This is a genomic window from Xanthobacter versatilis, assembly GCF_043193975.1.
GTDB lineage: Bacteria > Pseudomonadota > Alphaproteobacteria > Rhizobiales > Xanthobacteraceae > Xanthobacter > Xanthobacter autotrophicus_E.
Genome location: NZ_JBAFVB010000015.1, coordinates 50,905 through 73,867 on the forward strand (window position 1 = coordinate 50,905; position 22,963 = coordinate 73,867).

The following is a 22,963-nucleotide window of genomic DNA, read 5'->3' on the forward strand; positions in this document are numbered from 1 at the left end:
CGCCTGCCAAGATGGCGGCCAAGTTGCCGCCTGCACCGGCCAAAGTAAGGTTGGCGACAGGCGCGCTTTGATTCCGACAAAAATTGTGATATACGTGACTTTACAGTCGATTGCTTCCACCAACCAGCCGCTTCGCGCCCGCACAGTGTTTGCGCAAATCCATGGGCGCATTCTCGGGAATACAGGGGCGAGAATCTGCGTGCCTGCCGACACTTACGGCGAGGCGCGGGGGCTGTCCATCGCCATCGACTGGCAGAGCGGGTTGGCGGGCGTTCCGGCCGCGACCCAAGTCCGCAGCGCCAGGGTGCGCGCCGTCCCGGTACCGGACCGGCCGGCCTCCGCGCCAACAGGTTCGGCCCCAGGCTTCATGTCCTTGGGCCGGATCAGGAGTGTCAAGAGCATGTCGGCAAAGAAGAACGCGCAGACCCGTCTCGGCTTCAAGACGGGTGAGCACATTGTTTATCCGTCCCACGGCGTGGGCCGCATCATGGCCATCGAGGAACAGGAAGTCGCCGGTTTCAAGCTCGAACTCTTCGTGATCTCGTTTGAAAAGGACAAGATGACGCTGCGGGTGCCCGTGCCCAAGATCGCCACGGTCGGCATGCGCAAGCTCTCCGAAACCAATATCGTCGACAAGTCGCTGGAAACTCTTCAGGGTCGCGCCCGCGTGAAGCGCACCATGTGGAGCCGCCGCGCCCAGGAATACGAAGCCAAGATCAATTCGGGCGACCTCGTTGCCATCTCCGAAGTGGTGCGTGACCTGTATCGCTCCGACGCCCAGCCCGAGCAGTCCTATTCCGAGCGCCAGCTTTATGAAGCCGCTCTGGACCGTATGGCCCGCGAGCTTTCGGCGGTGAACAACATCACCGAGACCGAGGCGGTGAAGCTCATCGAGCAGAACCTGCTCAAGGGTCCGCGCCGCGGCACGGCGAAGGTGGTGGAAGAGGCCGACCTCGACGCCGAGATCGAGACCGACGAGGCGGCGTGATCTTCGTCGCCTGATCCCGTTTCCAAGGTCCTGTTTCCAAGTCAAAGACCCGGCTCCGGCCGGGTCTTTCTTTTTGGGCGGTCTTCCCGGGGGGCGCTCACAACCCTGCCATGCGTGCGCACGGCGCGGGACAGCCATGTGCCACCGTCATGTGTGCTGTTCCGGGCGGGCAATTCCTCTTGCCGATGCGCTGGGCGGATCAGGGCAGAGGGGCTGCGTCCGTGCCTGTCCGGTGGCGACACCGAACATTCCGCGCGCCCGGGTGGAACCCGACGGCGTCTGCCGCGTTTGTCCGCATGGGGTTGGCTTGGAGAAGCGATCATGTCCAATCGTGACCAGGATCAGCGCAACACCCAGAACCAGAACCAGAACCAGAACGAGAAAGGCCGCGAGGGCCAGGGCAAGGACAAGGGCCAGCAGCAGCAGGCCCAGATGCCCGGCCAGAAGGGTGGCCAGCAGCAGGGAGGCCAACGGAACGAGAATCAACGGGACGAGCGGCGCGACCAGCGCTAGGGCCGGATCGGAGCAGGCGCTATAGCCTGATCCCTGAATCCGTCTCTCAGCTCGGCAATATGCCCGAAGACAGAGCCGAAGCCGCCGGCTGCCCTCTCCCCGGGGGGCAGCCGGTTTTATTTTGGCCTCCCGGGTGGTCGCGGGCGCCTTGCGGCGCCCTACACCCCCGCCGCGCCGCCGTCCGAGCGCGGGTCGTGCGCGCCCTCCATGCGTCCGCCAGGATGCAGCACCACCGCCCCCGCGTGCCCCATGGTGTCGCTGTAGGCTTCCGGAACCAGCGCCAGGTCGTGCCCCACCAGCTTCAGGCGCTCCACCACCTCGTCGTCGAAGCGCGGCTCCAGTCGCAGCCGGGTCTCCACATCGCCCCAGGTGCGGCCCAGCAGCCAGCGCGGCCGGGCGATGGCCTCTCCCAGCGGCACGCCGAACAGCACATGGCGGCTGAACACGGCGGACTGTGTCTGCGGCTGGCCTTCCCCGCCCATGGTGCCATAAGCCATCACCCGCCCGTCGGCGAGCACCGCCAGCGCCGGGTTCAGGGTATGGAACGGCCGCCGGCCGGGCTCCAGCGGATTGAGCGCGCCCGGCTCCAGCGAGAAGCTGGCGCCGCGATTCTGCATCAGCACGCCGGTGGCGGGCAGAACGCAGCCCGAGCCGAACTCGAAGAAGATGGACTGGATGTAGGACACCACCAGCCCGGACTTGTCCGCCGCGCCGAGCCAAACCGTGTCGCCGCCGGCCTTGGCCTGCGGCCAGGGGAGGGCGCGGCCCATCTCGATGCCGTCAGCCCGTTTGGCGATGGCCTCGGGGGTGAGCAGGGCGGCAAGGTCGTGGGTGAGGTGATCATAGTCGCACACCACCTTGTCGCGCACCATGAAGGCGCGCTTGGTGGCCTCGATGAGGCCGTGCACGTGCTCGAAGCTGTCGCCGCGCTTTACCTTCAGCCGGTCGAACAGCGCGAGGATGAGCAGAGAGGCCAGCCCCTGTGTGGGCGGCGGGGCGTTGAACAGCCGGCCGACGCCGATGTCCACGGACAGCGGCGGGCGCTCCACCGCCGCATAGCGCTTGAGATCCTCTCGGGTGACCGGGCTGCCGATGCGCTCGAGGTCGGTCCCGATCTCGCGGCCCACGTCGCCGCGATAGAAATCGGCGAGGCCGGCGCGGGCGAGATGGTCCAGCGTATCGGCGAGGCGCTGCTGGCGCTGGAGCGTTCCCGCCTGCGGCACCGCCCGGTCCGCGGTGAGGAAGGCGGCGGCGAAGCCGGGCGCGTCTTCCAGTTCGGCCTTCTTCTGCGCCGTGAGGGCGGCCTGCGAGCGCGAGACGGCCACGCCCTCGCGGGCATGACGGACGGCGGGCTCCAGAAGCCTCTTGAGTGTCATGCGGCCGCCATGGACCGCGGCGGCCTCAAGGGCGAGGCGCCAGCCATCCACCGCGCCGGGCACGGTGACGGCGGCCAGCGGTCCCCGGGTGGGCACCGCCCCGAGGCCGAGCTCATGGTAGAAGGGAATGGTGGCGCGGGCGCCGGCGAAGCCGCAGGCCTCGATGTAGCGCACCCGTCCGGAGGGCTCGCGGATGAGCCAGAAGCCGTCGCCGCCCACATGGTTCATGTGCGGATAGACCACGGCGATGGCGGCGGCTGCCGCCACCATGGCCTCGATGGCGTTGCCGCCCTCGGCCAGCACCTCGCGTCCCGCCTCCGCCGCCAACTGGTGCGGGGCGGCGACCATGCCCCCCATGGCGTGAAGGCTCTCGTGGGCTTCGGCCGGCAGCATGCAAGGTCTCCTTCTCGGCGTTCCGGCGGGTCGGACTTGACCCGGCGGCGCGCGCGTCGCAGTTTCCCGACCCGTTCAGGACCAAGGCCTTCGGCATGAGCCGTGGCGTGGCGGGCGAGTCAGGCTCGATGGCTTAGGTATCATGGACCTGAGGAGTTTTGAGCCAGAGGTATAATCAGCGGCAGGCCTCGGTCGAAGCCGCGGGAGACGAAAATGGCGGGTTCGCAGGAAGCGGGTTCCAAGGTGGCGCGGCACGGCGGCAATCTCTTCACGGTCTTGAGCGCCACCGCGCTCATTGCCACCGAGGCCTTCGCCACGGCTGTCGCTGCCGGCTGGGCGCTGGCGGGCCTGCTCAATCTGGGCGATGTGGGCGAATACGCCCTGATGGGCCTGTTTTCGCTGGCTGCCGCCTATGTGAGTTTCGTTTATTTCCGCCGCGCCGTGCGCGTGGAAGCCTCTCTCGTCGTCTGAAATACCTCAGGGCGCCGGCCGCCAGCGCGTGACGATCTGGTCAAGCGGGGGGCGGGGCCGGTCTTCGGCCTGGGCTGCCGGCCGGCCGATATGGAGGAAGCCGGCCACCTGTTCCGTCGCCGCGACGCCGAGCAGTGCCGCGGCGTCCGGATCGCGACCGGGCCATTTCAGCAGCCACAAGGCGGAAAAGCCCATGGCGGTGGCCGCGACCACCAGATTCATTGCGGCGGCGCCCGCGGACAACACCTGATTGAACTGCGGAATCTTGGCCGCGGGATCGGTGCGGCTCACCACGATCACCGTCACCGGGGCGCGCAGCAGGTAGTCGCGCCACATATGGGCCTTCTCCGGCGCAAGCCCGGGGTTCTGCGCGGCATAGAGCGCGTCCAGAAGGTCGCCGGCAGCGGCGCGCGCCTCCCCTTCAAGCACGATGAAGCGCCACGGCACCAGCCGGCCATGGTCCGGCACCCGGGCGGCGATGGCGAGCATGCGGTCGAGCTCGACGGCGTTCGGACCCGGCTCCACCAACGCGCGCAGAGGCAGCGAGCGGCGCGTCTCCAGCAGCGCCAGCGTCTGCGGCGAGGGCTCGACCGCTATGGGCGCGAGCGGTGCCGTGGCGGGGCCGGTCTGGTGATGGTGGCGGGGAACCGATTGGGTCATGGGCTGTCCTGTCGGGGTGACCATCCGGGGCCGGAGCATGCGCCGGTCGGCGCGCGCCGGCCTCCGATCGGATAACGCATCCTGTTTTAAGGAGTGTAGAGGCGGATTCGGCTGTTGCGCCAGAAACGTGCCGGCCGGGCTCGGCGCGCGGAGAAAAACACCGGCGCGCGACAATAGAAAGAGACAATAGAAATGGAGTTGTTCCACGCCCGCCGACAGCGCGGAACCTCGTGCGGTCACGCTGCTTTTTCCAGGCAAACGCGCGCGCCGGCCGACCCGGGGGCAGGGTCCACGCCACCCCGCTCCACAGATGGGGCCTGGTCGCCCAACATTCATGTACCAAAGCGAGGCAGATGTGTTAGTCTGGTTGTTGGCCGGAGGAGTGCGCCCATTGTCATGGGTCCTGTTTCCGGCCTGTCCATTAGGCTGCGAGGCGAGACGCGGGTGGCTGGATTGAGCGTTGTGCGAAGGCGGATTTCAAGACGCCGGGAACGTGCAAGTTAAAGCATGAGAAACGCATTTCATCCGGCAGTGGTGGATGGCCCTAAGCCAAAATTGGCGACTGACCTCAACGGAAATACACATGAGCCGTAACCGAGACTTCCGAGAGCCGCGCCGCCGTGGCTTTGATGACGACTTTGCGCCGCCGCGTGATCGCGGCTTCGGAGGGGACCGTCCGTTTTCTTCGCCCAGCAGCAGCTTCAGCGCACCCGCCCCTTCCGGCCCGCCGATCGACGCTACCGTCAAGTGGTTCAACCCCGAGAAGGGCTTCGGCTTTGTCGAGCTCGCCGATGGCTCGGGTGACGTGTTCCTCCACGCGCGCGCCCTCGAGGCGGCCGGGCAGGAAAGCGTGCCTCCCGGCTCCAAGCTCTCGGTCCGCGTCGGCCAGGGCCAGAAGGGCCGCCAGGTGACCGAGGTCCTCGAGGTTGACACCTCCACGGCCGAGGCCGCGCCTGCGCGTCGCAGCTTCGGCGCCGGTCCCGGTGCTGGCGGCGGCTTCGGCGGCGCCCCCCGCGCCGGCGGCGCCGGCCCCCGTGCGGCCACCGGCCCCACCGAGGAGCGCGTCGGCACCGTGAAGTGGTACAACCCCGACAAGGGTTTCGGCTTCATCGCGGTGGAAGGCGGCGGCAAGGACGTGTTCGTGCACGTCACCGTCATCTCGCGTTCCGGCCTCACCGACCTGGCCGAAGGCCAGCGCGTGGTGGTGCAGGTGGGTCAGGGTCCCAAGGGTCCTGAAGCCCGCGGCATCGAGCTCGCCGACTGATCATTCATCCTCCCGCCGTCCTTCGGGACGGCGGGATTGGATCCACTGAACGGGCGAGGCTTCCCGCTTCGCCTGTTTTTGGCATTTCTGGAGTTCAAGACAAAAATGGCGCAACAGGCAGAGGCCGACCTTTCGAGCCTGCTCGATCGACTCAAGGCGGCTCAACGAGACCTGGTACTGACCGCAGCTAAGAGCACCGCCCTTCCTTCCGACGGCATGCTGCGCAAGATTTCCGAGCTGGAAGGCGCCATTGCCGCCACCGAGGCTCTCATCCAGGAAGAGGGCGACCGCCGCTGAGCGGACCCTCGCCCCGGCGCCCGGTCACCATCGCGTCCTGATCCGGCTTCGTCCGGCGCTGGAGCGCGTGGCTCATCATCATGCCGCGTGCGATCGAGCCTGAGGTCAGCCCCGACCCTGGGCGCAGGTCGTTTGCGAAACCTGGCCTTGAGGTGGGGAAACCAACGCCGGCCACCCGGGCGGCCCGACCTGCTCCGCGCGACTTCGTTCGCACACCGGTTTCACGCGCCTTTTCGCGTGGCTTTTTCGCGCGACTTGGCCGCAGCCGTTCCTTGGCAGGCGCCGCTTGCCTGCCGGCGGTGCCGGGGTGTAAGGCTCGCGGCATCCTTCCTTTTCAGTCCGCCATTGCCTTGCCCCTCACAATCTGCACCTGGAACATCAATTCCGTCCGCATTCGTCTCGACATCGTCCGTGCGGCGGTGGAGACGCTGCGGCCCGACATCCTGTGCCTCCAGGAAACCAAGTGCCAGGACGACAAGTTTCCCCTCGCCGCCATTCGCGACATGGGCTTTCCCCACATCGCCCTCAACGGGCAGAAGGGCTGGCACGGGGTCGCGACCTTCTCGCGCCGGCCGTTCGTCTCGGTGGAGAAGGGCGATTTCTGCGGCAAGGGCGATGCGCGCCACGTGGCGGTCACCCTCGCCCCCGAGCATGCGCTGGGCAAGCCGCTGACCGTGCACAATTTCTACGTCCCCGCCGGTGGCGACATCCCGGATCCGGAGCTGAACCCCAAGTTCGCCCACAAGCTCGCCTTCCTCGACGAGGTGACGGCCTGGCCGCCGCTTGCCGCAGCAGCGGCGGATGACGGGCGCCACGCGGTGGTGGTGGGCGACCTCAACATCGCCCCGCTGGAAACCGACGTGTGGGGCCACAAGCAGCTGCTCAACGTGGTCAGCCACACCCCCGTCGAGGTGGAAAGGCTGAACCGCTTCCAGGCCTCCGGCCCCTGGGTGGACGTGATGCGCACCTTCGTGCCGCCCACGGACAAGCTCTTCACCTGGTGGAGCTACCGCTCGCCCGACTACACCGCCAACGACCGCGGCCGCAGGCTGGACCATGTCTGGGCCAGCCTGAGTCTCGCGCCCTCCGCGCGGGCCATGACGGTGCTGAAGGACGCACGCGGCTGGGAAAAGCCCTCCGACCACGTGCCGGTGGCCCTCACCTTCGGCTGAGGCAACGGCGCCGCGCAGCCGCCCCGGCTTCCGGCGTCAGGGTTTCGGCGCGAGATCGAGCAGCGGCGCGCCGAGGTTGGGCAGCCCCAGGGCGGAGCCGATCTTGCCCTTCGGCACCTTGATCACCTGCACCCCCGACGGCAGCTGGAACAGCTTGGGATCCTGCGGCGCGCGGGTGAGCTTGAGCGCCTCGAACACCGTCTGCTTCTTGCCCTGCACCTCCACCTCGGTGCGCAGGGCGATGCCGTCCGGCGTGATGCAGGCGGTGGTGGGGCCCAGCGCCACGCCACCGACCGCGCCGGACGGGGCGTCGAGCTTCCACAGGTCGCAGGCCTCGCCCGCCACCTGGCTTTCGCCCACCCGCAGGCCGGAGCCGCTGAGCGCGCCGAGGGCATATTCGGGCGGCAGCTCCATCTCCACCGCCATGTTGGGCAGGTTGGGGGTGCGCACCACCATGCGGCGCGCCCTGAGGTCGATGATGCCCACGATGCTGCCGGGCACGTTGGGCTTGGTCATCTCCACCCGCATCCGGCCCTGACTGTGGGCGAGATCCATGCTGCCGCCCCGGCGCAGGTCGGCGCTCAGGGCGAAGTCCACCGTCGGCAGCGGCACCGGGTCCGCGCAGGCCGCGCCCAGTCCGAACAGCGTCCCGGCCAGAACGGCGGTGACGGACACGGTGAACGCAACGGGGCCGTGCCGCGTTGCCCGGCACGATTGGGGCTGTCGCATGGTCGGGTCCTCCGCTTGAACCTCCTCATAGCAGATGGGGGCCGGGGCGCGATCGGTTTTGGATGCAAAGGGAAGGGTTTCAATCCAAAGGGTGAATCGCGGTGCCCGCCCCCGGCGAGAGCCGGCGCGCTGCGCCGTACCCGTGCCTTGGAGCGATGATAGTGCTCAAATGGAGCCATCCGATGGCTTGTCGGTTGGCCATTCTCTGGTGCCGGCGCACCGGCATCGTCGCTCCGGCGGTGGGTTTGCCGGCTGTGGATCTCCTTACGATCACGCGCAAGCTGTCGTAATGGCTTCGTTGAGCGGCTCCAGCATTCAGGTGAGCGGACGCCAAAGGGCGATTCGCCCGGCTGGCGCCGGAACGGCGCCCAACACAGACGCCCGGGAGGCGCGAAGAGGATGGCGATGGCTGGACCCGAGCGGGATATGGATCTCCAGCCCGCTGCGGCACCCCGCGGTGGGCCTGCTGGCGCCAGCGGCGGGCGGGAGCCGGTGGCCGCTGAAGCTCAGGCGCGCGCAGCGGAGGTTGGCGCCGTCGTGGTGAAGGGACCCGAGTCGAGCGCGCCGACGCCGGGGGCCCCCGATGCCGCTTCACTCCCGGCGGGCAGCCCGACGCAGCAAGGCGCGAAGCAAGGCCCACGTCGGCGGTCGCTCCTCCTCGTGGCCGCCCTGGCGCTGGTCGTCGTCGCCGGGGTGGTCCTCGGCGCGCTCGATCCGCTGCTCGCCACGCTCATGGTGGCGTTGCTGGTGGCGCTCCTGTTCAGCCTGCCTCAGATCCCTTCTCTCCCCGCCCTTCCGGAGGCGCCGCCCTTGCCCCCGCCGCCCGCGCCGCCAGTGCGCGGCGATGCCCAGGCGGCGGCGGTGGTGGCCGCCCTGCCGGAGCCGGCCCTGCTGCTGTCGGCCACCGGCGAGATCATCACCGCCAACGAGCGCTTCACCCTCGCCATCGGCACCACCCGGGTGGGTGATCCTTTGTCCTTCGTGGTGCGTGTGCCGGAGGTGCTGGACGCGGTGCGCGCCGCCGCCGAGGACGGCCTGCCGCGGCGGGTGGAATTCGCCGAGCGCATCCCGCTCGATCGCTGGCTGGAGGCCCATGTGGTGCCGCTGCGGCTGGAGGCCCACGCCGGCATCCGCTCCGGCGGGCGGCGGGCGGCGGATGTGCCGGACGCGGTGCTGCTCACCTTCCGCGACCTCACCCAGCAGCGCCGGGTGGAGCAGATGCGGGCCGATTTCGTGGCCAATGCCAGCCACGAGCTGCGCACCCCGCTCGCCTCCCTGTCCGGCTTCATCGAGACACTGCAAGGCCCGGCGCGCAACGATGCTCCGGCGCGCGAGCGCTTCCTCGCCATCATGGCGGCTCAGGCGCGGCGCATGTCGCGGCTCATCGACGACCTGCTCTCCCTGTCGCGGATCGAGCTCAACGCCCATGTGCGGCCGCAGACCAAGGTCGATCTCGGCGGCATCCTCGCCCATGTGTGCGACACCCTCTCCCCCCTCGCCAGGGATCGCGGCGTGACGCTGGATCAGGTGAAGGACGCCGTGCCGCTGGAGGTGCTGGGCGACCGGGATGAGCTGATCCGCCTGTTCGAGAACCTCGTGGAGAATGCGCTGAAATATGGCGCCCCCGGCAAAAGGATCGAGGTCCGCCTGTTCCGCGAGAATGGTACGGCGGTGGTGAGTATCCGCGATTTCGGTCCCGGCATCCCCCCCGAGCACCTGCCGCGCCTCACCGAGCGCTTCTACCGGGTGGACGTGGCGGCGAGCCGCGACCAGGGCGGTACGGGGCTGGGGCTCGCCATCGTCAAGCACATCGTGGCCCGCCATCGGGGCCGGCTGGGCATCGATAGCGTGCTGGGCGAAGGCGCAACCTTCAGCGTGCGCCTTGACGCTTTGCCGGGTCCGGAAAAAAATGGCGGGCAGACAGCCGCTTAGAGCGTCATCTCCGTGTCACGCGGTCGTCATAGAACCTTGGCTGACCGGGGCTAAGAGTCCCGAGCCCAATGTTGCCCCGGCGTCAGGCCTGGACCGGCAGCGGATTTGGCAAGGAGAATTACCGTGAAGCTCACCACCGCACTCGGCGCAATCGCCGTGGCAGGCACGCTGTTCGCTGGCAGCGCTCAAGCCGTCGATTTCACCGGCGCTGGCGCCTCCTTCCCGGCCCCCGTCTATCAGGCCTGGGGCGCGAAGTTCAAAGAGAAGACCGGCAGCACGCTGAACTACCAGTCCATTGGCTCGGGCGGCGGTCAGAACCAGATCATCAACCGCACCGTGGATTTCGGCGCCTCCGACGCCACCGTGCCCGGCGAGAAGCTCGCCTCCAACAACCTGCTCCAGTTCCCGACCGTGATCGGCTCGGTGGTCGCCACCGTCAATCTCGACGGCATCGTCACCAACCAGCTCAAGCTGACCGGCCCGGTGCTCGCCGACATCTATCTCGGCAAGATCACCAAGTGGGACGACAAGGCCATCACGGACCTCAACCCCGGCGTGAAGCTGCCGTCTTCGGCCATCGTGCCGGTGTACCGCTCGGACTCCTCGGGCACGACCTCGATCTTCACCTCCTACCTCTCGGCGGTGAGCCCCGACTGGAAGTCCAAGGTGGGCTCCGCCACCTCGGTCCAGTGGCCCACCGGCGCGGGCGCCAAGGGCAACGAAGGCGTGACCGGCACCGTCAAGAACACCAAGGGTGGCATCGGCTACGTGGAATTCATCTACGCCGCCGCCAACAAGCTGGTGGTGACCCAGCTGCAGAACAAGGCCGGCAAGTTCGTCAGCCCTGAAGTGGCCGGCTTCCAGGCCGCCGCCGCCTCTGCCGACTGGAAGGGCGCCAAGGACTTCGCCGCGTCCATGATCGACGCCCCGGCCCCCGAGGCGTGGCCGATCGTCAGCCCCACCTACATCCTTCTGCCGAAGGACCCGAAGAACGTCGAGGCTTCCCGCGAAGTCATGAAGTTCTTCCAGTGGGCCTACACTAAGGAAGGCGCCGAGATCGCCGAGGGCATGCACTACATCGCGCTTCCCGAGTCGGTCGTGAAGCAGGTGGAAGAAGCCCTCAAGAGCGAGATCAAGGGTCCGGACGGCAAGCCCGTCCTCTGATCCTGGCACTCATCTGCGCCGCCCCCACCGGGGCGGCGCTTCTTTCTTGACTGGGTGCGCGTTTCCTTCCGCCGTGGGGCGGGCGGCGGCACCCAGATGACGGGCGGCGCGACAGCGCGTTGAGCCCTGGCTTCGGATCAGGCCGCCGGCTGCGGCGCGCGGGGGACAGGCATCCAATGGACGCGACGGTGGATAGCATGGGGTCTGGATCGGTCCAGCCCATCACCAAGGCGAAGGCGACCGGCCGGATCTCCGACCCGATCTTCGTCGGCCTCTTGTGGGCGAGCGGCATCTTCGTCCTCGTCCTGCTCGGCCTGATCATCGCCGAGCTGTTCCAGGGCGGCCTGCCGGCGCTGAAGCATTTCGGGCTCGACTTCATCTGGTCGCCCGCGTGGAACCCGGTGACCGAGAATTACGGCGCCCTGGTGATGATCTACGGCACGCTGTTCAGCGCCATCATCGCCGTGGTGGTGGCCCTGCCGCTCTCCTTCGGCATCGCCTTCTTCCTCACCGAGATCGCCCCCCAGCCGCTGAAGCGGCCCATCGGCGTCGCGGTGCAACTGCTCGCCGCCGTGCCTTCCATCATCTACGGCATGTGGGGCTTCTTCGTCATCGTCCCGCTGATGGCCGCCTATGTGCAGCCGCCGCTGATCGATACCATCGGCAACCTGCCGATCATCGGCGCCCTGTTCGCCGGCCCGCCGCTGGGCTCCGGCATGTTCACCGCCGGCCTCATCCTCGCGGTGATGATCCTGCCCTTCATCACTGCCATGTTCGTGGAAACGCTGGAATCGGTTCCGCCCATGCTGAAGGAATCCGCCTACGGCATCGGCGCCACCACCTACGAGGTCTACAAGAACGTCTCGGTGCCCTACGGCAAGACGGCCATGGTGGGTGCCATCATGCTGGGCCTCGGCCGCGCCCTGGGCGAGACCATGGCGGTCACCTTCGTCATCGGCAACGCCACGCGCATGTCGGCCTCCCTGTTCGCGCCGGGCGCCACCATCGCCTCCACCATCGCCAACGAGTTCCCGGAAGCGGGGATCGGGTCCCTGAAGCTGACCTCGCTGCTGCAGCTCGGCTTCATCCTGTTCGTCATTTCATTCATCGTGCTGGCTCTGTCCCGGGCGCTCGTTCGCTCGCGGCTCGACTGATCAAGGAGCAGGCAATCATGGCCTCCCTCGCCGCGCGTCGCGCCAAGGACACCACCGTCAAGGCGATCTCGACGGGCTTTGCCGTCCTCGCCATCTTCCTCCTGGGCTGGATCCTGTGGACCTTGGTGTCCCGCGGGCTGCCCGCCCTCGGCCTCAACGTGTTCACGCAGGTCACCAAGCCGCCGGGCCAGAACGGCGGCCTTCTGAACGCCATCGTCGGCTCACTGATCCAGATCGGCATCGCCCTCATCATCGGCGGGCCCATCGGCATCTTCTGCGGCACCTTCCTCGCCGAGAACGGCAAGGGCACGAAGATCGGCTCCGCCGCCCGCTTCGTGAACGACATCCTGTTGTCGGCGCCCTCCATCCTGGTGGGCCTGTTCATCTACACCCTGCTGGTGGTGCCGTTCGGCGGCTTCTCCGGCTGGGCCGGCTCGCTGGCGCTGGCCATCCTGGTGATCCCGGTGATCGTGCGGACCACGGAGGACATGCTGAACCTCGTTCCCGTGGGCCTGCGCGAGGCCGCCTTCGCGCTGGGCGCGCCGCAGTGGAAGGTGGTCATGTTCATCACCTGGCGGGCGGCGCGGGCGGGCATCGTCACCGGCATCCTGCTCGCCATCGCCCGCGCGGCCGGCGAGACGGCGCCGCTGCTGTTCACCTCGCTCGGCAACAACGCCCTGTCGACCGACCTGTCGAAGCCCATGGCGAGCCTGCCCATCGCCATCTACCAGTTTGCCGGCAGCCCGTTCGACGACTGGGTCTCGCTCGCCTGGGCCGGGGCGCTGCTCATCACCGTGGGCGTGCTCGTGCTCAACGTGGCGTCCCGCCTGTTCCTCGCGCGGAGCCACTAGGTCGCCCTTAGGTTCCCGCGGACCCGAACCCTTCCGAATTCATCCTCCGAAGCGAGGCCAAAATGACTTCAGCCGTCGATCCCACCTTCAACCTCTCCTCCTCGGTCGCCGCGCGCCCCGATGCGCTGGCGGCCCCCGCCAAGATCAAGGTGGAGAACCTGCAGTTCTACTACGGCAGCAACCATGCGCTGCGGAACATCAACTTCCAGGTGCCGGAAAAGCGGGTGACCGCCATGATCGGCCCCTCGGGCTGCGGCAAGTCCACCCTGCTGCGCGTGTTCAACCGCATGTACGACCTCTACCCCGGCCAGCGGGCCGAGGGTGCGGTGCTGTATGACGGCGTGAACATCGTCGGCAAGGAGCTGGATTCCACCATCGTGCGCACCCGCATCGGCATGGTGTTCCAGAAGCCGACCCCGTTCCCCATGTCCATCTATGACAACATCGCCTTCGGCGTGAAGCTGCACGAGAAGCTCACCAAGGCGCAGATGGACGAGCGCGTCGAGTGGTGCCTGCGCAAGGCCGCCATTTGGGACGAGACCAAGGACCGCCTGCACACCTCGGCGCTCGGCATGTCCGGTGGCCAGCAGCAGCGCCTGTGCATCGCCCGCACCATCGCGGTGCGCCCCGAGGTGATCCTGCTGGACGAGCCCACCTCGGCCCTCGACCCCATCTCCACCTCGAAGATCGAGGATCTGATCGACGAACTGAAGCAGGACTTCACGATCGTCATCGTCACGCACAATATGCAGCAGGCCGCGCGTTGCGCCGACATCACCGCCTTCTTCTATCTCGGCGAGCTGATCGAGGTGGCGCCTTCGGACGTGATCTTCACCAATCCGAAGGAGATCAAGACGCGCGACTATATCACCGGCCGCTTCGGCTGAGGGTTCAGGCAGCGTTGCGGCCAGTCCGCCGCGACGCTGCCTCCTGTTTTTGCTTTAGTGCATTTTCGTCACGCGAGCCTTTGCCCGCTTCGCCGGAAAATGCTTGAGAAGGATCATTCCGATGCCGGAGCATACCGTTTCGTCCTTCGACCAGGAGTTGAAGGAAATCGGCCGCAAGGTGGTGGAGATGGGCGGCCTCGCCGAGCGGCTGGTGGCCGATGGCGTGTCCTCGCTCATCAAGCGTGACGGCGCCCTGGCCCAGAAGGTGGTGCTGCTCGACAGCACCGTGGACCAGATGCAGCGCGAGATCGAGGATCGCGCAATCCTCGTCATCGCCAAGCGCCAGCCGGTGGCCAACGACCTGCGCGAGATCGTGTCGGCGATCCGCATCGCCAACGACCTCGAGCGCATCGGCGACTTGGCCAAGAACGTGGGCAAGCGTGTCATCGCCATCGAGGGCGAGTATCATCCGGCCAAGCTGGTGCGGGGCGTGGAGCACATCTCCGACCTGGTGCTGGAACAGCTGAAGGAAGTGCTCGACGCCTACGCCGCCCGCAACGAGGCCAAGGCGGTGGAAGTGTGGGGCCGCGACGGCGCCATCGACACCATGTACACGTCCCTGTTCCGCGAGCTCCTCACCTATATGATGGAAGACCCGCGCAACATCTCCGTGTGCACGCACCTGTTGTTCTGCGCGAAGAACATCGAGCGCATCGGCGACCACGCGACCAACGTCGCGGAGATCGTCTATTACATGGTCACGGGCCAGAACCTGCCGGAGAGCCGTCCCAAGGCGGATGCTTCCAGCGAGACCACCCTGGCCTTTCCCGGTCGTTCCGCCCAGGCCTGATGGGCTGAGCGGACGTGATGGCTGCTCCCGATCCGGATCCACCCGGGTCGGGCGGCCGAAGTAGTGAAGACAGGTGATAGACAGTGCCGGCGCATATTCTGATCGTCGAGGATGAGGAGCCCCTGACCCTCCTGCTCCGCTATAATCTGGAGTCGGAAGGCTACGGCGTGGAAAGCGTCGGCCGCGGCGACGAGGCCGAGACGCGGCTGCGCGAGAGCGTGCCCGATCTCGTCATCCTCGACTGGATGCTGCCGGGCCTGTCCGGCATCGAGCTGTGCCGGCGCCTGCGCACCCGTCCCGAGACCGAGCGCTTGCCCGTGATCATGCTCACCGCCCGCGGCGAGGAGACCGAGCGCGTGCGCGGCCTCGCCACCGGCGCCGACGATTATGTGGTGAAGCCGTTCTCGGTGCCCGAATTGCTCGCCCGCGTCCGCGCCCTGCTGCGCCGGGCCAAGCCGGAGCACGTGGCCACCCTGCTGCGGGCCGGCGACATCGAGCTCGACCGGGAGACCCACCGGGTCCACCGTGCCGGCCGCGAGGTGCATCTCGGCCCTACCGAGTTCCGCCTGCTCGAATTCCTCATGCAGAGCCCCGGCCGCGTGTTCTCCCGCGAGCAGTTGCTCGACGGGGTGTGGGGCCAGGATGTCTATATCGACGAGCGCACGGTGGACGTGCATGTGGGCCGCCTGCGCAAGGCCATCAACCGCGGCCGCCAGTCCGATCCCATCCGCACCGTCCGTGGCGCCGGCTATTCCTTCAACGAGATGTTCGCCCGCTCCCATTGAGGGACGGCGCCTTACGACGAGGGAGCGCCGTCACCCTCCGGCTTGACCGGAGGGTCCATGGAACGGCCGGGATGCTGCGGCCGGGGTTTGGACAAGCGGCGAGATGAACCCTCCGGTCAAGCCGGAGGGCGACGATGGTGAGATGAGCGGGAAGCGCCGGTCTCCCCCTGTCCCGCTTGCGGGCGAGGGCAGGGTGGGGCGAGCGGTGCCTTTGCCTGGTGCAACCGGTGAGGAGGGAGAGGGCCTGCCCCCTCCCCAACCCTCCCCCGCACGCGGGAGAGGGGGTGGCGGCGGCTCTTTCCAAACCCGGCCACGCCCCCCGGTCCATTGGTCCCAATGGCCTGCCTCGGCGCTCTCCTAACCCGAGCGTACCCCGATCAGCCCCAGCACCTGCCGCGCCGCCCGCTCGCCTGACAGCCAGGCGCCGCCCACGGTGCCCCAAAGGGTCTCGTGGGCGTGTTCGCCGGCGAACACCATGCGGCCGCCCACGGTCTCGATGAAGGCGCGGCGCATGTTGCCGTAGCCGGGCAGGGCGCAGGAGAAGGCGCCGAGCGCATAGGGCTCCTTGCTCCAGCGCGTGGCGTGCACCTTGCCCATCCGCGCCGCGGTGTCGGCGCCGAACTCCCGCGTCAGCGCCTCCTTCGCGAAGGCTGCCGCCGCCTCGGGCGCGGCGTTGGCGAGGCCGGTGGCGACGTCGCCCGCCACGTCCAGCGTATAGAGGTCGGTGCCGCCGATGCGGGCGCGCATCATATAGGCGCGCGGGCCGTCGGCTTTGAAATAGACGGTCTCGTCCGCCGCGAAGCCGGCCGGGTTGCGCGGCAGGCGGAAGGCGATGTGGTCGTAGGCGCCAAGGGTGATCTTCTCCACCGCCATGCGATAGCGCGGCTGGAGGTTGGGCAGGATGCGCAGCCTGCCGCTGGCGATCACGCTCGGCGGCACGGCGACGATGACAGAGCGCCCCTGAAGGGTGCCCTTGTTGGTCTGCACGGTGACGAGGCGGCCGGTCAGTTCCACGCTGCGGGCCACCGTCTCCAGCCGCACCGTCAGCGGCCGCGCCAGTTGGGCCACCAGCGTGCCGATGCCCTGGCGGCAGATCTCCTCCCCCTCGCGCTCCTCGGCGCGGGCGAAATCCACCGTGGAGACCTGATCGAGATCCTTGGCGCAGCCGATGGGCCCGACCACGAAGCGGGCGGTGTGTCCCCACGGTCCGAGGTCGGGCAGGGCGCGGGCAGCGGGCATGTCGCGCCCGGCATCGCCGGCGGCGCCGATGGCGCGCTCGGCGCGGCGCACCGTGGCGACGAAGGCCTCGTAGTCCGTATCGCGGGCCTCGCGCCCGTTCACATAGAGCCGGCCGCCCTCGGGGGCACGGACGATGTCGAGCCCTTCCGCCCGTCCATAGGCGGCCATGGGGCGGGCCGCCGGCATGTTGAGCCGCGCCGCACCGAGGTCGAGGGGCACGCCGAACACGGCGGTGTCGGTGACGGTGCGCCCGCCCACCCGGTTCGTCGCCTCGATGAGCACGTAGGAGCGTCCCGCCTCGGCGATGCGCCGCGCGGCGGAGATGCCGGCGGCGCCGGCGCCGATGATGATGACATCCGCCTCGCCCTGCTGGCCAAGCGCGCGGGTGACGCCCAGCGGGAGGGCGCCGAGGGCGGCGCCTCCGGCAAGGAAGGCACGGCGGGTGAGGGGGGAAAGGCGCGGATCGGTCACGGGCCGGACGCTAGCATGGCCCGCGCGCGCGGGGGAGGGGGGCCTCGGCGCCGCGCCATCGGTCCTGGCCCTCCGGCGGCGGGCCTACCCCAGCACGCCCAGTGCCTGCCTGGCCGCCCGTTCGCCGGAGAGCCAGGCCCCGCCCACCGAGCCCCACAGGGTTTCATGGGCGTGCTCGCCGGCGAAGATCATGCGGTCGGAGAAGACCTCCATGAAGGCCTGGCGCATGTGGGCGTAGCCGGGCAGGGCGCAGGTGAAGGCGCCGAGCGCCCAAGGCTCGCGGCTCCAGCGGGTGGCGTGCACCTTGCTCACCTTCGCCGCGGTGCGGGCGCCGAACTCATGGGTCAGAGCTTCCAGGAGGAAGGCGTGCGCGGCCTCCGGCGGGCTGTTGGCGAGGTCCTCGGCGACGGCGCCGGCCACTTCCAGGCTGTGGAGGCTGCCGCCGTTGATGCGGGCAAGCAGGCCGTAGGCCCGCGGCCCCTCCACCTTGAAATAGATGAGTTCATCCGCCTTCAGCCCGGCGGGGTTGCCCGGCAGATCGAAGGCGATGTGGTCGTAGGTGCCGAGCGTAACGGTCTCGACCGCAGTGCGGACGCGCTCCGGCAGGCGGGGCAGGATGCGCAGCTTGCCGGCCGCGATCACGCTGGGCGGCACGGCGATGATGACCACCCGGCCCCTGAGCGTGCCGCGATCGGTGGCAACCGACACCAGGCGCCCATCAAGGTCCACGGTCCGGGCGGCGGTGCCGAGGCGCACGCTGAGCGGTGCGGCGAGCTTGGCCACCAGGGTACCGAAGCCCTGCCGGCAGAATTCGTCCTCGTCTTTCTCCTCGGACCTTGAAAAATCAACGGTGGAGACCTGGTCCAGCTCCTTGGCGCAGGAGAACGGCCCCAGCGCGAAGCGCGCGCTCGGCGCCCAGTTGCCGAGGTTCGGCAGCACCCGGCCGGCAGCAACATCGCGCCCCGCCTCGCCGGTGGCGATGATGGCGCGTTCGCCCCGCTTCACCGCGGCGAAGAAATCCGAGCTGTCACTCTCGCCCGCCTCGGCGCCATCCATGAACAGGCGGCCGTAGTCGGGCGCGCCATAGAGGTCGAGGCCTGCCGCCCGGCCGAAGGCGGACAGGGGATGCAGGCTCGGGGTGTGGATCCAGTGGGCGCCCACATCGAATGGGACGCCGAAGATGGTGGTGTCGGTGAAGGCGCGGCCACCGACCCGGCCGGAGGCCTCGATCAGCGCATAGCTGTGCCCGCCCTCGGCGACGCGGCGGGCGGCGGCGATGCCTGCCGCCCCGGCGCCGATGATGATGACATCGGACTCCGCCCCCTGCCCCAGGGCGGCATAGGGGCCGGCGAGGGGCACCGCGGCCAGCGCGGCCCCGCGGGCGAGCAGTTTGCGGCGGTTCATCACGATGGTCCGGCCCTGTCCGTCTCGGACGTGACCATAAAGCCGGAACGGCCCCGGTTGAACCGGCCTGATGGGCGTTCCCGTCACATGATCGCGCGCGGAACGGGCGCACGGTAACGCGGAAACTCAGTTGCGCCGGTTGGCCACGAACAAGGCGGCCTCGGCCAGCACCGCGCCGCGCGCGCCGAAGGGGGCGAGGGCGGCGGACGCATCCGCCACCAGCCGGTCGAGCAGGGTGCGGGCGGCGGGCAGGCCGAGGCGGGAGACCAGGGTCGCCTTGCCGGCGGCGGCGTCCTTGCCCACCTTCTTGCCCACCTCCTCGGCGGTGCCCTCCACGTCGAGGATGTCGTCGGCGATCTGGAAGGCGGCGCCCAGCGCCCGGCCATAGGCCAGGAGCGCCGTGCGCTCGTCCGCCGTGGCGCCACCCAAAAGCGCGCCTGCCTCGACGGAAACCGCCAAAAGCGCGCCGGTCTTCATGGCCTGGAGGTCGCGGATGGCGTCTTCCGCCAGGGCGAGGGGGGTGCCGCCCGAGAAGCGGCCCTCGGCGGCGAGATCCAGCATCTGCCCGCCCACCATGCCGCCGATGCCCGAAGCGCGGGCCAGCGCCCGCACCAGTGCGATGCGCACGGCCGGATCGGGATGGGCATCCTCCCCCGCCAGAAGGTCGAAGGCGAGGGTGAGCAGGCCGTCGCCGGCGAGGATGGCGGTCGCCTCGTCAAAGGCCCGGTGCACGGTGGGCCGGCCCCGGCGCAGATCGTCGTCGTCCATGGCTGGCAGATCGTCATGGACCAGGGAATAGCAATGGATGCACTCGATGGCGGTGGCGGCCGTCACCGCCTGATCGGCCGGGATGCCGAACAGGGCCGCGCTTTCGATCACCAGGAACGGCCGCAGCCGTTTGCCGCCGCCGAGCGCGCCGTGGCGCATGGCGGCCATCAGCCGCTCGGGCCGTAGCCGCTCGCCGGGGAGCGCGGCGTCGGCGAGGGCGAGGGCGAGGCGGGCCTCGGTGGCCGCGGCGGAGGCGTCGAGCCGGTCCTTGAGGGAAAAGGTCACGATCGGGTCACCTTGGGGCAAAAGGGCCAGAACCTGCGGGCCGACGCCTGCGGGCCACAAACGGGGCGGGAGGGAACGCCCGGGCCGGGCGCGCCGTTGACGGGGGCCACCGGGTGCCCCAACCAGAAGGCCGGGTCAAGCCGATTGGCCGCGCCCGACGGGCGAGGGAGGTTTTTGATGGTCGCTCTGGTGCTGCGCGTGATGCTGGCCCTCGCCGCGATCCCGCTGATGCTGTCCATTGCCTACAATGTGGTCAACCCGGTCTCCACGCTCATGCTGCTGCGGTGGGTTGAGGGCAAGCGGGTGGAGCGGGTCTGGACCCCCATCGAGCAGATGTCGCCGGCGCTGGTGCGCACCGTCATCGCCTCGGAGGATGCGAGCTTCTGCAGCCATTGGGGCGTGGACCTCGACGAGATGCGCGCCGCTATCGACAAGGCGGACGAACTGGACGACGCCCGCGGCGCCTCCACCATCCCCATGCAGATCGCCAAGAACCTGTTCCTGTGGCCGGGGCGGGCGCTGATCCGCAAGGCGTTCGAGATTCCGCTGGCCCTGTGGCTGGACCTGGTGGTGAGCAAAAGACGGCTGATCGAGATCTATCTCAACATCGCCGAATGGGGCCCGAACGGGGAGTTCGGGGTGGAAGCGGGCGCGCGCCGGGCCTTCGGCATCCCCGCGGCGCGGGTAGATGCGCGGCAGGCGGCCCTGCTGGCGGTGATGCTGCCCAACCCCCGGCGGCGCGATGCAGGCAACCCTTCCGCCGGCGTGGAACGCCTCGCATCCCGGCTCCAGGCGCGGGTGCCCAGGGAGGGGCCGGAGCTGACGGCCTGCCTCGGGCCGCTGCGGTAACCCGCCGAAAGTGGTCCGAAGGTGCGTCCACGGGCGCCGAGCTTCTTGATTGTGGCGCCTGCAGGCGCCACATGGGGGAACGCGCGATGCCGGTCATCCGGCGCGCACCTTCCTCCCACCGGCCCGGTCATGACGCAATCCACCGCACCCGCCCGTCCCAAGATGAGCCCCTGGCTCAAGATCGGCCTCGAAATCGGCCCGCTGGTGCTGTTCTTCGCCGCCAACGGCTATGGCGGCATCTATGTGGCCACCGGCGTGTTCATGGTGGCGACGCTGGCGGCGCTGCTCGCAATGTGGGTGCTGGCGCGGCGCATTGCGGTGATGCCGCTGGTGTCGGCGCTGGTGGTGATGGTGTTCGGCGGCCTCACCCTGTGGCTGCAGGACGACCACTTCATCAAGCTCAAGCCCACCATGGTGAATGCCCTGTTCGGCGTGCTGCTGCTGGGGGGGCTCTATTTTAAAAAGCCGCTGCTGCCTTACGTGTTCGACGGCATGGTGAAGCTCACCGAGGAGGGCTGGCGCGTCCTGACCATCCGCTGGGGGGTGTTCTTCCTGGTCATGGCGGTGCTGAACGAAATCGTGTGGCGCTCGGTCTCCACCGATACCTGGGTGGCCTTCAAGACCTTCGGCTACCTCCCGCTCACCTTTGCCTTCGCCATGGCCCAGGCTCCGCTCATGGCCCGCCACGAGTTGAAGGACGGCCCGCAGGAGGACTGATGCGCCGCCCCGGCCTTTCGCGCCCCGGTTTTACACGCGCCTGCCGGTTGACTGAGGCTTCGCACATCCGCATAAGCCCGAAAGAGGGCCCAGCATGCTGACGAAAAAAGGTAAGTATGGTCTCAAGGCGGCGGTCCACCTGGCCCGCCTTCCGCCCGGTGCGTCCACGCAGGTGGCCGACATCGCCGAGGCCAACAACATCCCGAAGAAATTCCTGGACGTCATCCTTGGCGAATTGCGTAACGCCGGCTTCCTGTCCTCCAAGAAGGGCAAGCTGGGTGGCTACCGCCTCGCCAGGGCGCCGGAGGAAATCGTGGTCGGCGAGATGATCCGTGCCCTCGACGGACCGCTCGCGCCGTTCGCCTGCGCCAGCCGCAACGCCTACGAGCAGTGCGAGGACTGCGATGTCGCCACCTGCGAGGTGCGCATGCTCATGGTGCAGGTGCGCGACGCCATCGGCACCGTGCTCGACACCTACACCCTCGCCCAGATGCGCGATCTCTCGCGGGAAGCCCTGTCCTCGTTCGTGGACTACATCTGAGCGGGGCTGCCGCCCGTCTCCTATTGCTGGGCGGCGAGGAAGACGCGGAAGCGCGCCAGCGCCACGGCAAAGAACAGCACGCCCATGCCGAAGGTGGCCGCAAAGCGCGGCCATACCGTCTCGATCCCCGCTCCGCGATAGAGGATGGCCTGGGCGAAGGCCACGAACTGGGTCGAGGGCGAGGCCTGCATCACCACCTGCAGCCATTGCGGCATGCTCTCCAGCGGTGTGAAGCCGCCGGACAGCATGTTCATGGGCAGCACGGTGAGGAAGAACAATAGCCCGAACTGCGGCATGGACCCGGCCAGGGTGCCGAGGAAAATGCCGAGCGAGGCGGTGAAGAACAGGTAGAGCGCCGTCCCCGCGAGGAACAGCGGGATGGAGCCGGCGATCCCCATGCCGAGCCCCCATTTCAGCACCGCCACGATGCTGAAGGCGGAGCCGGCGAGGATGACCGCGCCATTGGCGAGGATCTTGGCCAGCATGATCTCGGACGGGTGCACCGGCAGCACCAGAAGGTGCTCCAGCGTGCCGTGCTCGCGCTCGCGGATCAGGGCGGCGCCGGCCAGCAGCACCGAGAGCATGGTGATGTTGGTGATGAGCCCCATGGTGCCGGTGAACCAGGAGGATTCCAGCCCCTGGTTGAAGGCGACGCGGACCTGAAGCTCCACCGGGCTCGCCACCCCCTCCGAATGCCGCAGCACGAAGCGGTTCACCTCTTCCTGGAAGATGGCGGAGATGTCGTTGGCGCCGAGGCCCGCCTGCATCAGGGACGTGGCGTCGATGAGCAACTGCACCGAGGGCGCGCGCCCGGCCAGAACGTCCGACTGGAAGTCCGGCGGGAAGTTGATCACGAAGGTGTAGCGGGCCGCATCCATGGCCGGGTCCACCTGCTGCGGGGCGAGCGGCACCGGCCGCTGGAAGCGCGGTGGCAGCAGGGCGTCGAGGATGGCGTTGGAAAGGGCCGAATTGTCTTCGTCCACCACGCCCACCGTGGCGCGGTTCAGGTCGTGCTTCATGCCGTTGGCCTGGAGCACGATGGCGAGGGTGAAGGCATAGGCCACCAGCACCAGCAGCGAGCGGTCGCGCCACAGGCTGATGAGTTCCTTCACCACCAGCTCGCGCACATTGCCGAGAAAGGCGAGCCAGCGGGGCGGGCTCTTGATCGCGCTCTGGTGCGGAGGAGGGGAGGGCGCCGCCATC

Annotated in this window: 23 protein-coding genes; 16 read left to right on the forward strand and 7 right to left on the reverse strand. The window is 68.6% G+C overall.

All coding sequences use genetic code 11. The features are described from left to right. The first annotated feature begins 400 nt into the window (after positions 1-400). Both V5F66_RS21150 and V5F66_RS21155 read left to right on the forward strand, forming a co-directional pair. The gene (locus V5F66_RS21150) at positions 401-988 is read left to right on the forward strand and encodes a CarD family transcriptional regulator (RefSeq protein WP_041575005.1); all 588 of its coding nucleotides are present in this window, start codon (positions 401-403) and stop codon (positions 986-988) included. 321 nt (positions 989-1,309) lie between these two features. Beyond that, positions 1,310-1,501: a hypothetical protein gene (locus V5F66_RS21155; protein ID WP_394052881.1), complete on the forward strand. Its 192-nt coding sequence runs from the start codon at positions 1,310-1,312 to the stop codon at positions 1,499-1,501. A 158-nt stretch (positions 1,502-1,659) separates the two neighbouring features. Here V5F66_RS21155 and V5F66_RS21160 read toward each other — a convergent pair whose 3' ends face one another. Next, complete coding sequence (locus V5F66_RS21160; RefSeq protein WP_394052879.1) at positions 1,660-3,270, reverse strand: gamma-glutamyltransferase family protein; 1,611 nt, start codon at positions 3,268-3,270, stop codon at positions 1,660-1,662. A gap of 213 nt (positions 3,271-3,483) precedes the next feature. On the opposite strand from V5F66_RS21160, the gene V5F66_RS21165 reads away from it, so the two are divergent. After that, a complete protein-coding gene (locus tag V5F66_RS21165; RefSeq protein ID WP_011995868.1) occupies positions 3,484-3,741 on the forward strand; it encodes a hypothetical protein in 258 nt (85 codons plus the stop codon). A gap of 6 nt (positions 3,742-3,747) precedes the next feature. On the opposite strand, the gene V5F66_RS21170 is transcribed toward V5F66_RS21165, so the two are convergent. Beyond that, positions 3,748-4,401: a nitroreductase family protein gene (locus tag V5F66_RS21170; RefSeq protein WP_011995869.1), complete on the reverse strand. Its 654-nt coding sequence runs from the start codon at positions 4,399-4,401 to the stop codon at positions 3,748-3,750. Positions 4,402-4,984: 583 nt separating this feature from the next. Between V5F66_RS21170 and V5F66_RS21175 the strand changes: the two genes are divergently transcribed. The 3 genes from V5F66_RS21175 (at position 4,985) to V5F66_RS21185 (ending at position 7,134) form a co-directional block, all read left to right on the forward strand. After that, complete coding sequence (locus tag V5F66_RS21175; RefSeq protein ID WP_041575008.1) at positions 4,985-5,665, forward strand: cold-shock protein; 681 nt, start codon at positions 4,985-4,987, stop codon at positions 5,663-5,665. A gap of 36 nt (positions 5,666-5,701) precedes the next feature. Beyond that, positions 5,702-5,962: a hypothetical protein gene (locus tag V5F66_RS21180; protein ID WP_011995871.1), complete on the forward strand. Its 261-nt coding sequence runs from the start codon at positions 5,702-5,704 to the stop codon at positions 5,960-5,962. A 350-nt stretch (positions 5,963-6,312) separates the two neighbouring features. After that, positions 6,313-7,134: an exodeoxyribonuclease III gene (locus V5F66_RS21185; protein ID WP_394094672.1), complete on the forward strand. Its 822-nt coding sequence runs from the start codon at positions 6,313-6,315 to the stop codon at positions 7,132-7,134. 36 nt (positions 7,135-7,170) lie between these two features. Here the strand turns inward: V5F66_RS21185 and V5F66_RS21190 are convergent, their stop codons facing one another. Continuing rightward, positions 7,171-7,863: a hypothetical protein gene (locus V5F66_RS21190; RefSeq protein WP_049775827.1), complete on the reverse strand. Its 693-nt coding sequence runs from the start codon at positions 7,861-7,863 to the stop codon at positions 7,171-7,173. Positions 7,864-8,262: 399 nt separating this feature from the next. On the opposite strand from V5F66_RS21190, the gene V5F66_RS21195 reads away from it, so the two are divergent. The 7 genes from V5F66_RS21195 (at position 8,263) to phoB (ending at position 15,486) form a co-directional block, all read left to right on the forward strand. Then, a complete protein-coding gene (locus V5F66_RS21195; protein WP_445329428.1) occupies positions 8,263-9,795 on the forward strand; it encodes an ATP-binding protein in 1,533 nt (510 codons plus the stop codon). 123 nt (positions 9,796-9,918) lie between these two features. Then, positions 9,919-10,959 (forward strand): phosphate ABC transporter substrate-binding protein PstS, encoded by a 1,041-nt coding sequence (gene pstS / locus V5F66_RS21200; RefSeq protein WP_011995875.1) that lies wholly within the window; start codon positions 9,919-9,921, stop codon positions 10,957-10,959. A gap of 197 nt (positions 10,960-11,156) precedes the next feature. Next, positions 11,157-12,113 (forward strand): phosphate ABC transporter permease subunit PstC, encoded by a 957-nt coding sequence (gene pstC, locus V5F66_RS21205; protein ID WP_394009405.1) that lies wholly within the window; start codon positions 11,157-11,159, stop codon positions 12,111-12,113. 17 nt (positions 12,114-12,130) lie between these two features. Next, complete coding sequence (gene pstA, locus V5F66_RS21210; protein WP_011995877.1) at positions 12,131-12,964, forward strand: phosphate ABC transporter permease PstA; 834 nt, start codon at positions 12,131-12,133, stop codon at positions 12,962-12,964. Positions 12,965-13,026: 62 nt separating this feature from the next. Next, positions 13,027-13,851, forward strand: coding sequence for a phosphate ABC transporter ATP-binding protein PstB (pstB, locus tag V5F66_RS21215; RefSeq protein ID WP_011995878.1), 825 nt, complete (start codon positions 13,027-13,029; stop codon positions 13,849-13,851). A gap of 121 nt (positions 13,852-13,972) precedes the next feature. After that, positions 13,973-14,701: a phosphate signaling complex protein PhoU gene (gene phoU, locus V5F66_RS21220; RefSeq protein WP_011995879.1), complete on the forward strand. Its 729-nt coding sequence runs from the start codon at positions 13,973-13,975 to the stop codon at positions 14,699-14,701. 83 nt (positions 14,702-14,784) lie between these two features. Next, positions 14,785-15,486, forward strand: a complete 702-nt coding sequence (gene phoB / locus V5F66_RS21225; protein ID WP_011995880.1) for a phosphate regulon transcriptional regulator PhoB — start codon at positions 14,785-14,787, stop codon at positions 15,484-15,486. 357 nt (positions 15,487-15,843) lie between these two features. Here the strand turns inward: phoB and V5F66_RS21230 are convergent, their stop codons facing one another. From V5F66_RS21230 to V5F66_RS21240, 3 genes are all read right to left on the reverse strand, one after another. Beyond that, on the reverse strand, positions 15,844-17,196 hold the full coding sequence (locus V5F66_RS21230; RefSeq protein WP_393999755.1) for a flavin monoamine oxidase family protein: 1,353 nt from the start codon (positions 17,194-17,196) through the stop codon (positions 15,844-15,846). 84 nt (positions 17,197-17,280) lie between these two features. Next, positions 17,281-18,600 (reverse strand): flavin monoamine oxidase family protein, encoded by a 1,320-nt coding sequence (locus V5F66_RS21235; RefSeq protein WP_394094673.1) that lies wholly within the window; start codon positions 18,598-18,600, stop codon positions 17,281-17,283. Between the two features lie 126 nt (positions 18,601-18,726). Then, complete coding sequence (locus V5F66_RS21240; RefSeq protein WP_394094674.1) at positions 18,727-19,653, reverse strand: polyprenyl synthetase family protein; 927 nt, start codon at positions 19,651-19,653, stop codon at positions 18,727-18,729. A gap of 177 nt (positions 19,654-19,830) precedes the next feature. Between V5F66_RS21240 and V5F66_RS21245 the strand changes: the two genes are divergently transcribed. The 3 genes from V5F66_RS21245 (at position 19,831) to V5F66_RS21255 (ending at position 21,760) form a co-directional block, all read left to right on the forward strand. Continuing rightward, complete coding sequence (locus V5F66_RS21245; RefSeq protein WP_011995884.1) at positions 19,831-20,502, forward strand: biosynthetic peptidoglycan transglycosylase; 672 nt, start codon at positions 19,831-19,833, stop codon at positions 20,500-20,502. 129 nt (positions 20,503-20,631) lie between these two features. Further along, positions 20,632-21,219: a septation protein A gene (locus tag V5F66_RS21250; RefSeq protein WP_011995885.1), complete on the forward strand. Its 588-nt coding sequence runs from the start codon at positions 20,632-20,634 to the stop codon at positions 21,217-21,219. 94 nt (positions 21,220-21,313) lie between these two features. Next, complete coding sequence (locus V5F66_RS21255; protein WP_011995886.1) at positions 21,314-21,760, forward strand: RrF2 family transcriptional regulator; 447 nt, start codon at positions 21,314-21,316, stop codon at positions 21,758-21,760. Positions 21,761-21,780: 20 nt separating this feature from the next. Here the strand turns inward: V5F66_RS21255 and V5F66_RS21260 are convergent, their stop codons facing one another. After that, positions 21,781-22,962, reverse strand: a complete 1,182-nt coding sequence (locus V5F66_RS21260) for an ABC transporter permease (protein ID WP_011995887.1) — start codon at positions 22,960-22,962, stop codon at positions 21,781-21,783. Position 22,963 lies beyond the last annotated feature (1 nt).

What these genes read in the sequence shown, in the direction of transcription:
- pstA (WP_011995877.1), top strand. Translation starts at nt 12,131, where the DNA reads ATGGCCTCCCTCGCCGCGCGTCGCGCCAAGGACACCACCGTCAAGGCG.
- V5F66_RS21250 (WP_011995885.1), top strand. Translation starts at nt 20,632, where the DNA reads ATGACGCAATCCACCGCACCCGCCCGTCCCAAGATGAGCCCCTGGCTC.
- V5F66_RS21255 (WP_011995886.1), top strand. Translation starts at nt 21,314, where the DNA reads ATGCTGACGAAAAAAGGTAAGTATGGTCTCAAGGCGGCGGTCCACCTG.
- phoU (WP_011995879.1), top strand. Translation starts at nt 13,973, where the DNA reads ATGCCGGAGCATACCGTTTCGTCCTTCGACCAGGAGTTGAAGGAAATC.
- V5F66_RS21165 (WP_011995868.1), top strand. Translation starts at nt 3,484, where the DNA reads ATGGCGGGTTCGCAGGAAGCGGGTTCCAAGGTGGCGCGGCACGGCGGC.
- pstB (WP_011995878.1), top strand. Translation starts at nt 13,027, where the DNA reads ATGACTTCAGCCGTCGATCCCACCTTCAACCTCTCCTCCTCGGTCGCC.
- V5F66_RS21175 (WP_041575008.1), top strand. Translation starts at nt 4,985, where the DNA reads ATGAGCCGTAACCGAGACTTCCGAGAGCCGCGCCGCCGTGGCTTTGAT.
- V5F66_RS21245 (WP_011995884.1), top strand. Translation starts at nt 19,831, where the DNA reads ATGGTCGCTCTGGTGCTGCGCGTGATGCTGGCCCTCGCCGCGATCCCG.
- V5F66_RS21160 (WP_394052879.1), bottom strand. Translation starts at nt 3,270, where the DNA reads ATGCTGCCGGCCGAAGCCCACGAGAGCCTTCACGCCATGGGGGGCATG.
- V5F66_RS21170 (WP_011995869.1), bottom strand. Translation starts at nt 4,401, where the DNA reads ATGACCCAATCGGTTCCCCGCCACCATCACCAGACCGGCCCCGCCACG.
- V5F66_RS21260 (WP_011995887.1), bottom strand. Translation starts at nt 22,962, where the DNA reads ATGGCGGCGCCCTCCCCTCCTCCGCACCAGAGCGCGATCAAGAGCCCG.
- V5F66_RS21195 (WP_445329428.1), top strand. Translation starts at nt 8,263, where the DNA reads ATGGCGATGGCTGGACCCGAGCGGGATATGGATCTCCAGCCCGCTGCG.
- V5F66_RS21235 (WP_394094673.1), bottom strand. Translation starts at nt 18,600, where the DNA reads ATGAACCGCCGCAAACTGCTCGCCCGCGGGGCCGCGCTGGCCGCGGTG.
- pstC (WP_394009405.1), top strand. Translation starts at nt 11,157, where the DNA reads ATGGGGTCTGGATCGGTCCAGCCCATCACCAAGGCGAAGGCGACCGGC.
- V5F66_RS21150 (WP_041575005.1), top strand. Translation starts at nt 401, where the DNA reads ATGTCGGCAAAGAAGAACGCGCAGACCCGTCTCGGCTTCAAGACGGGT.
- V5F66_RS21155 (WP_394052881.1), top strand. Translation starts at nt 1,310, where the DNA reads ATGTCCAATCGTGACCAGGATCAGCGCAACACCCAGAACCAGAACCAG.
- V5F66_RS21190 (WP_049775827.1), bottom strand. Translation starts at nt 7,863, where the DNA reads ATGCGACAGCCCCAATCGTGCCGGGCAACGCGGCACGGCCCCGTTGCG.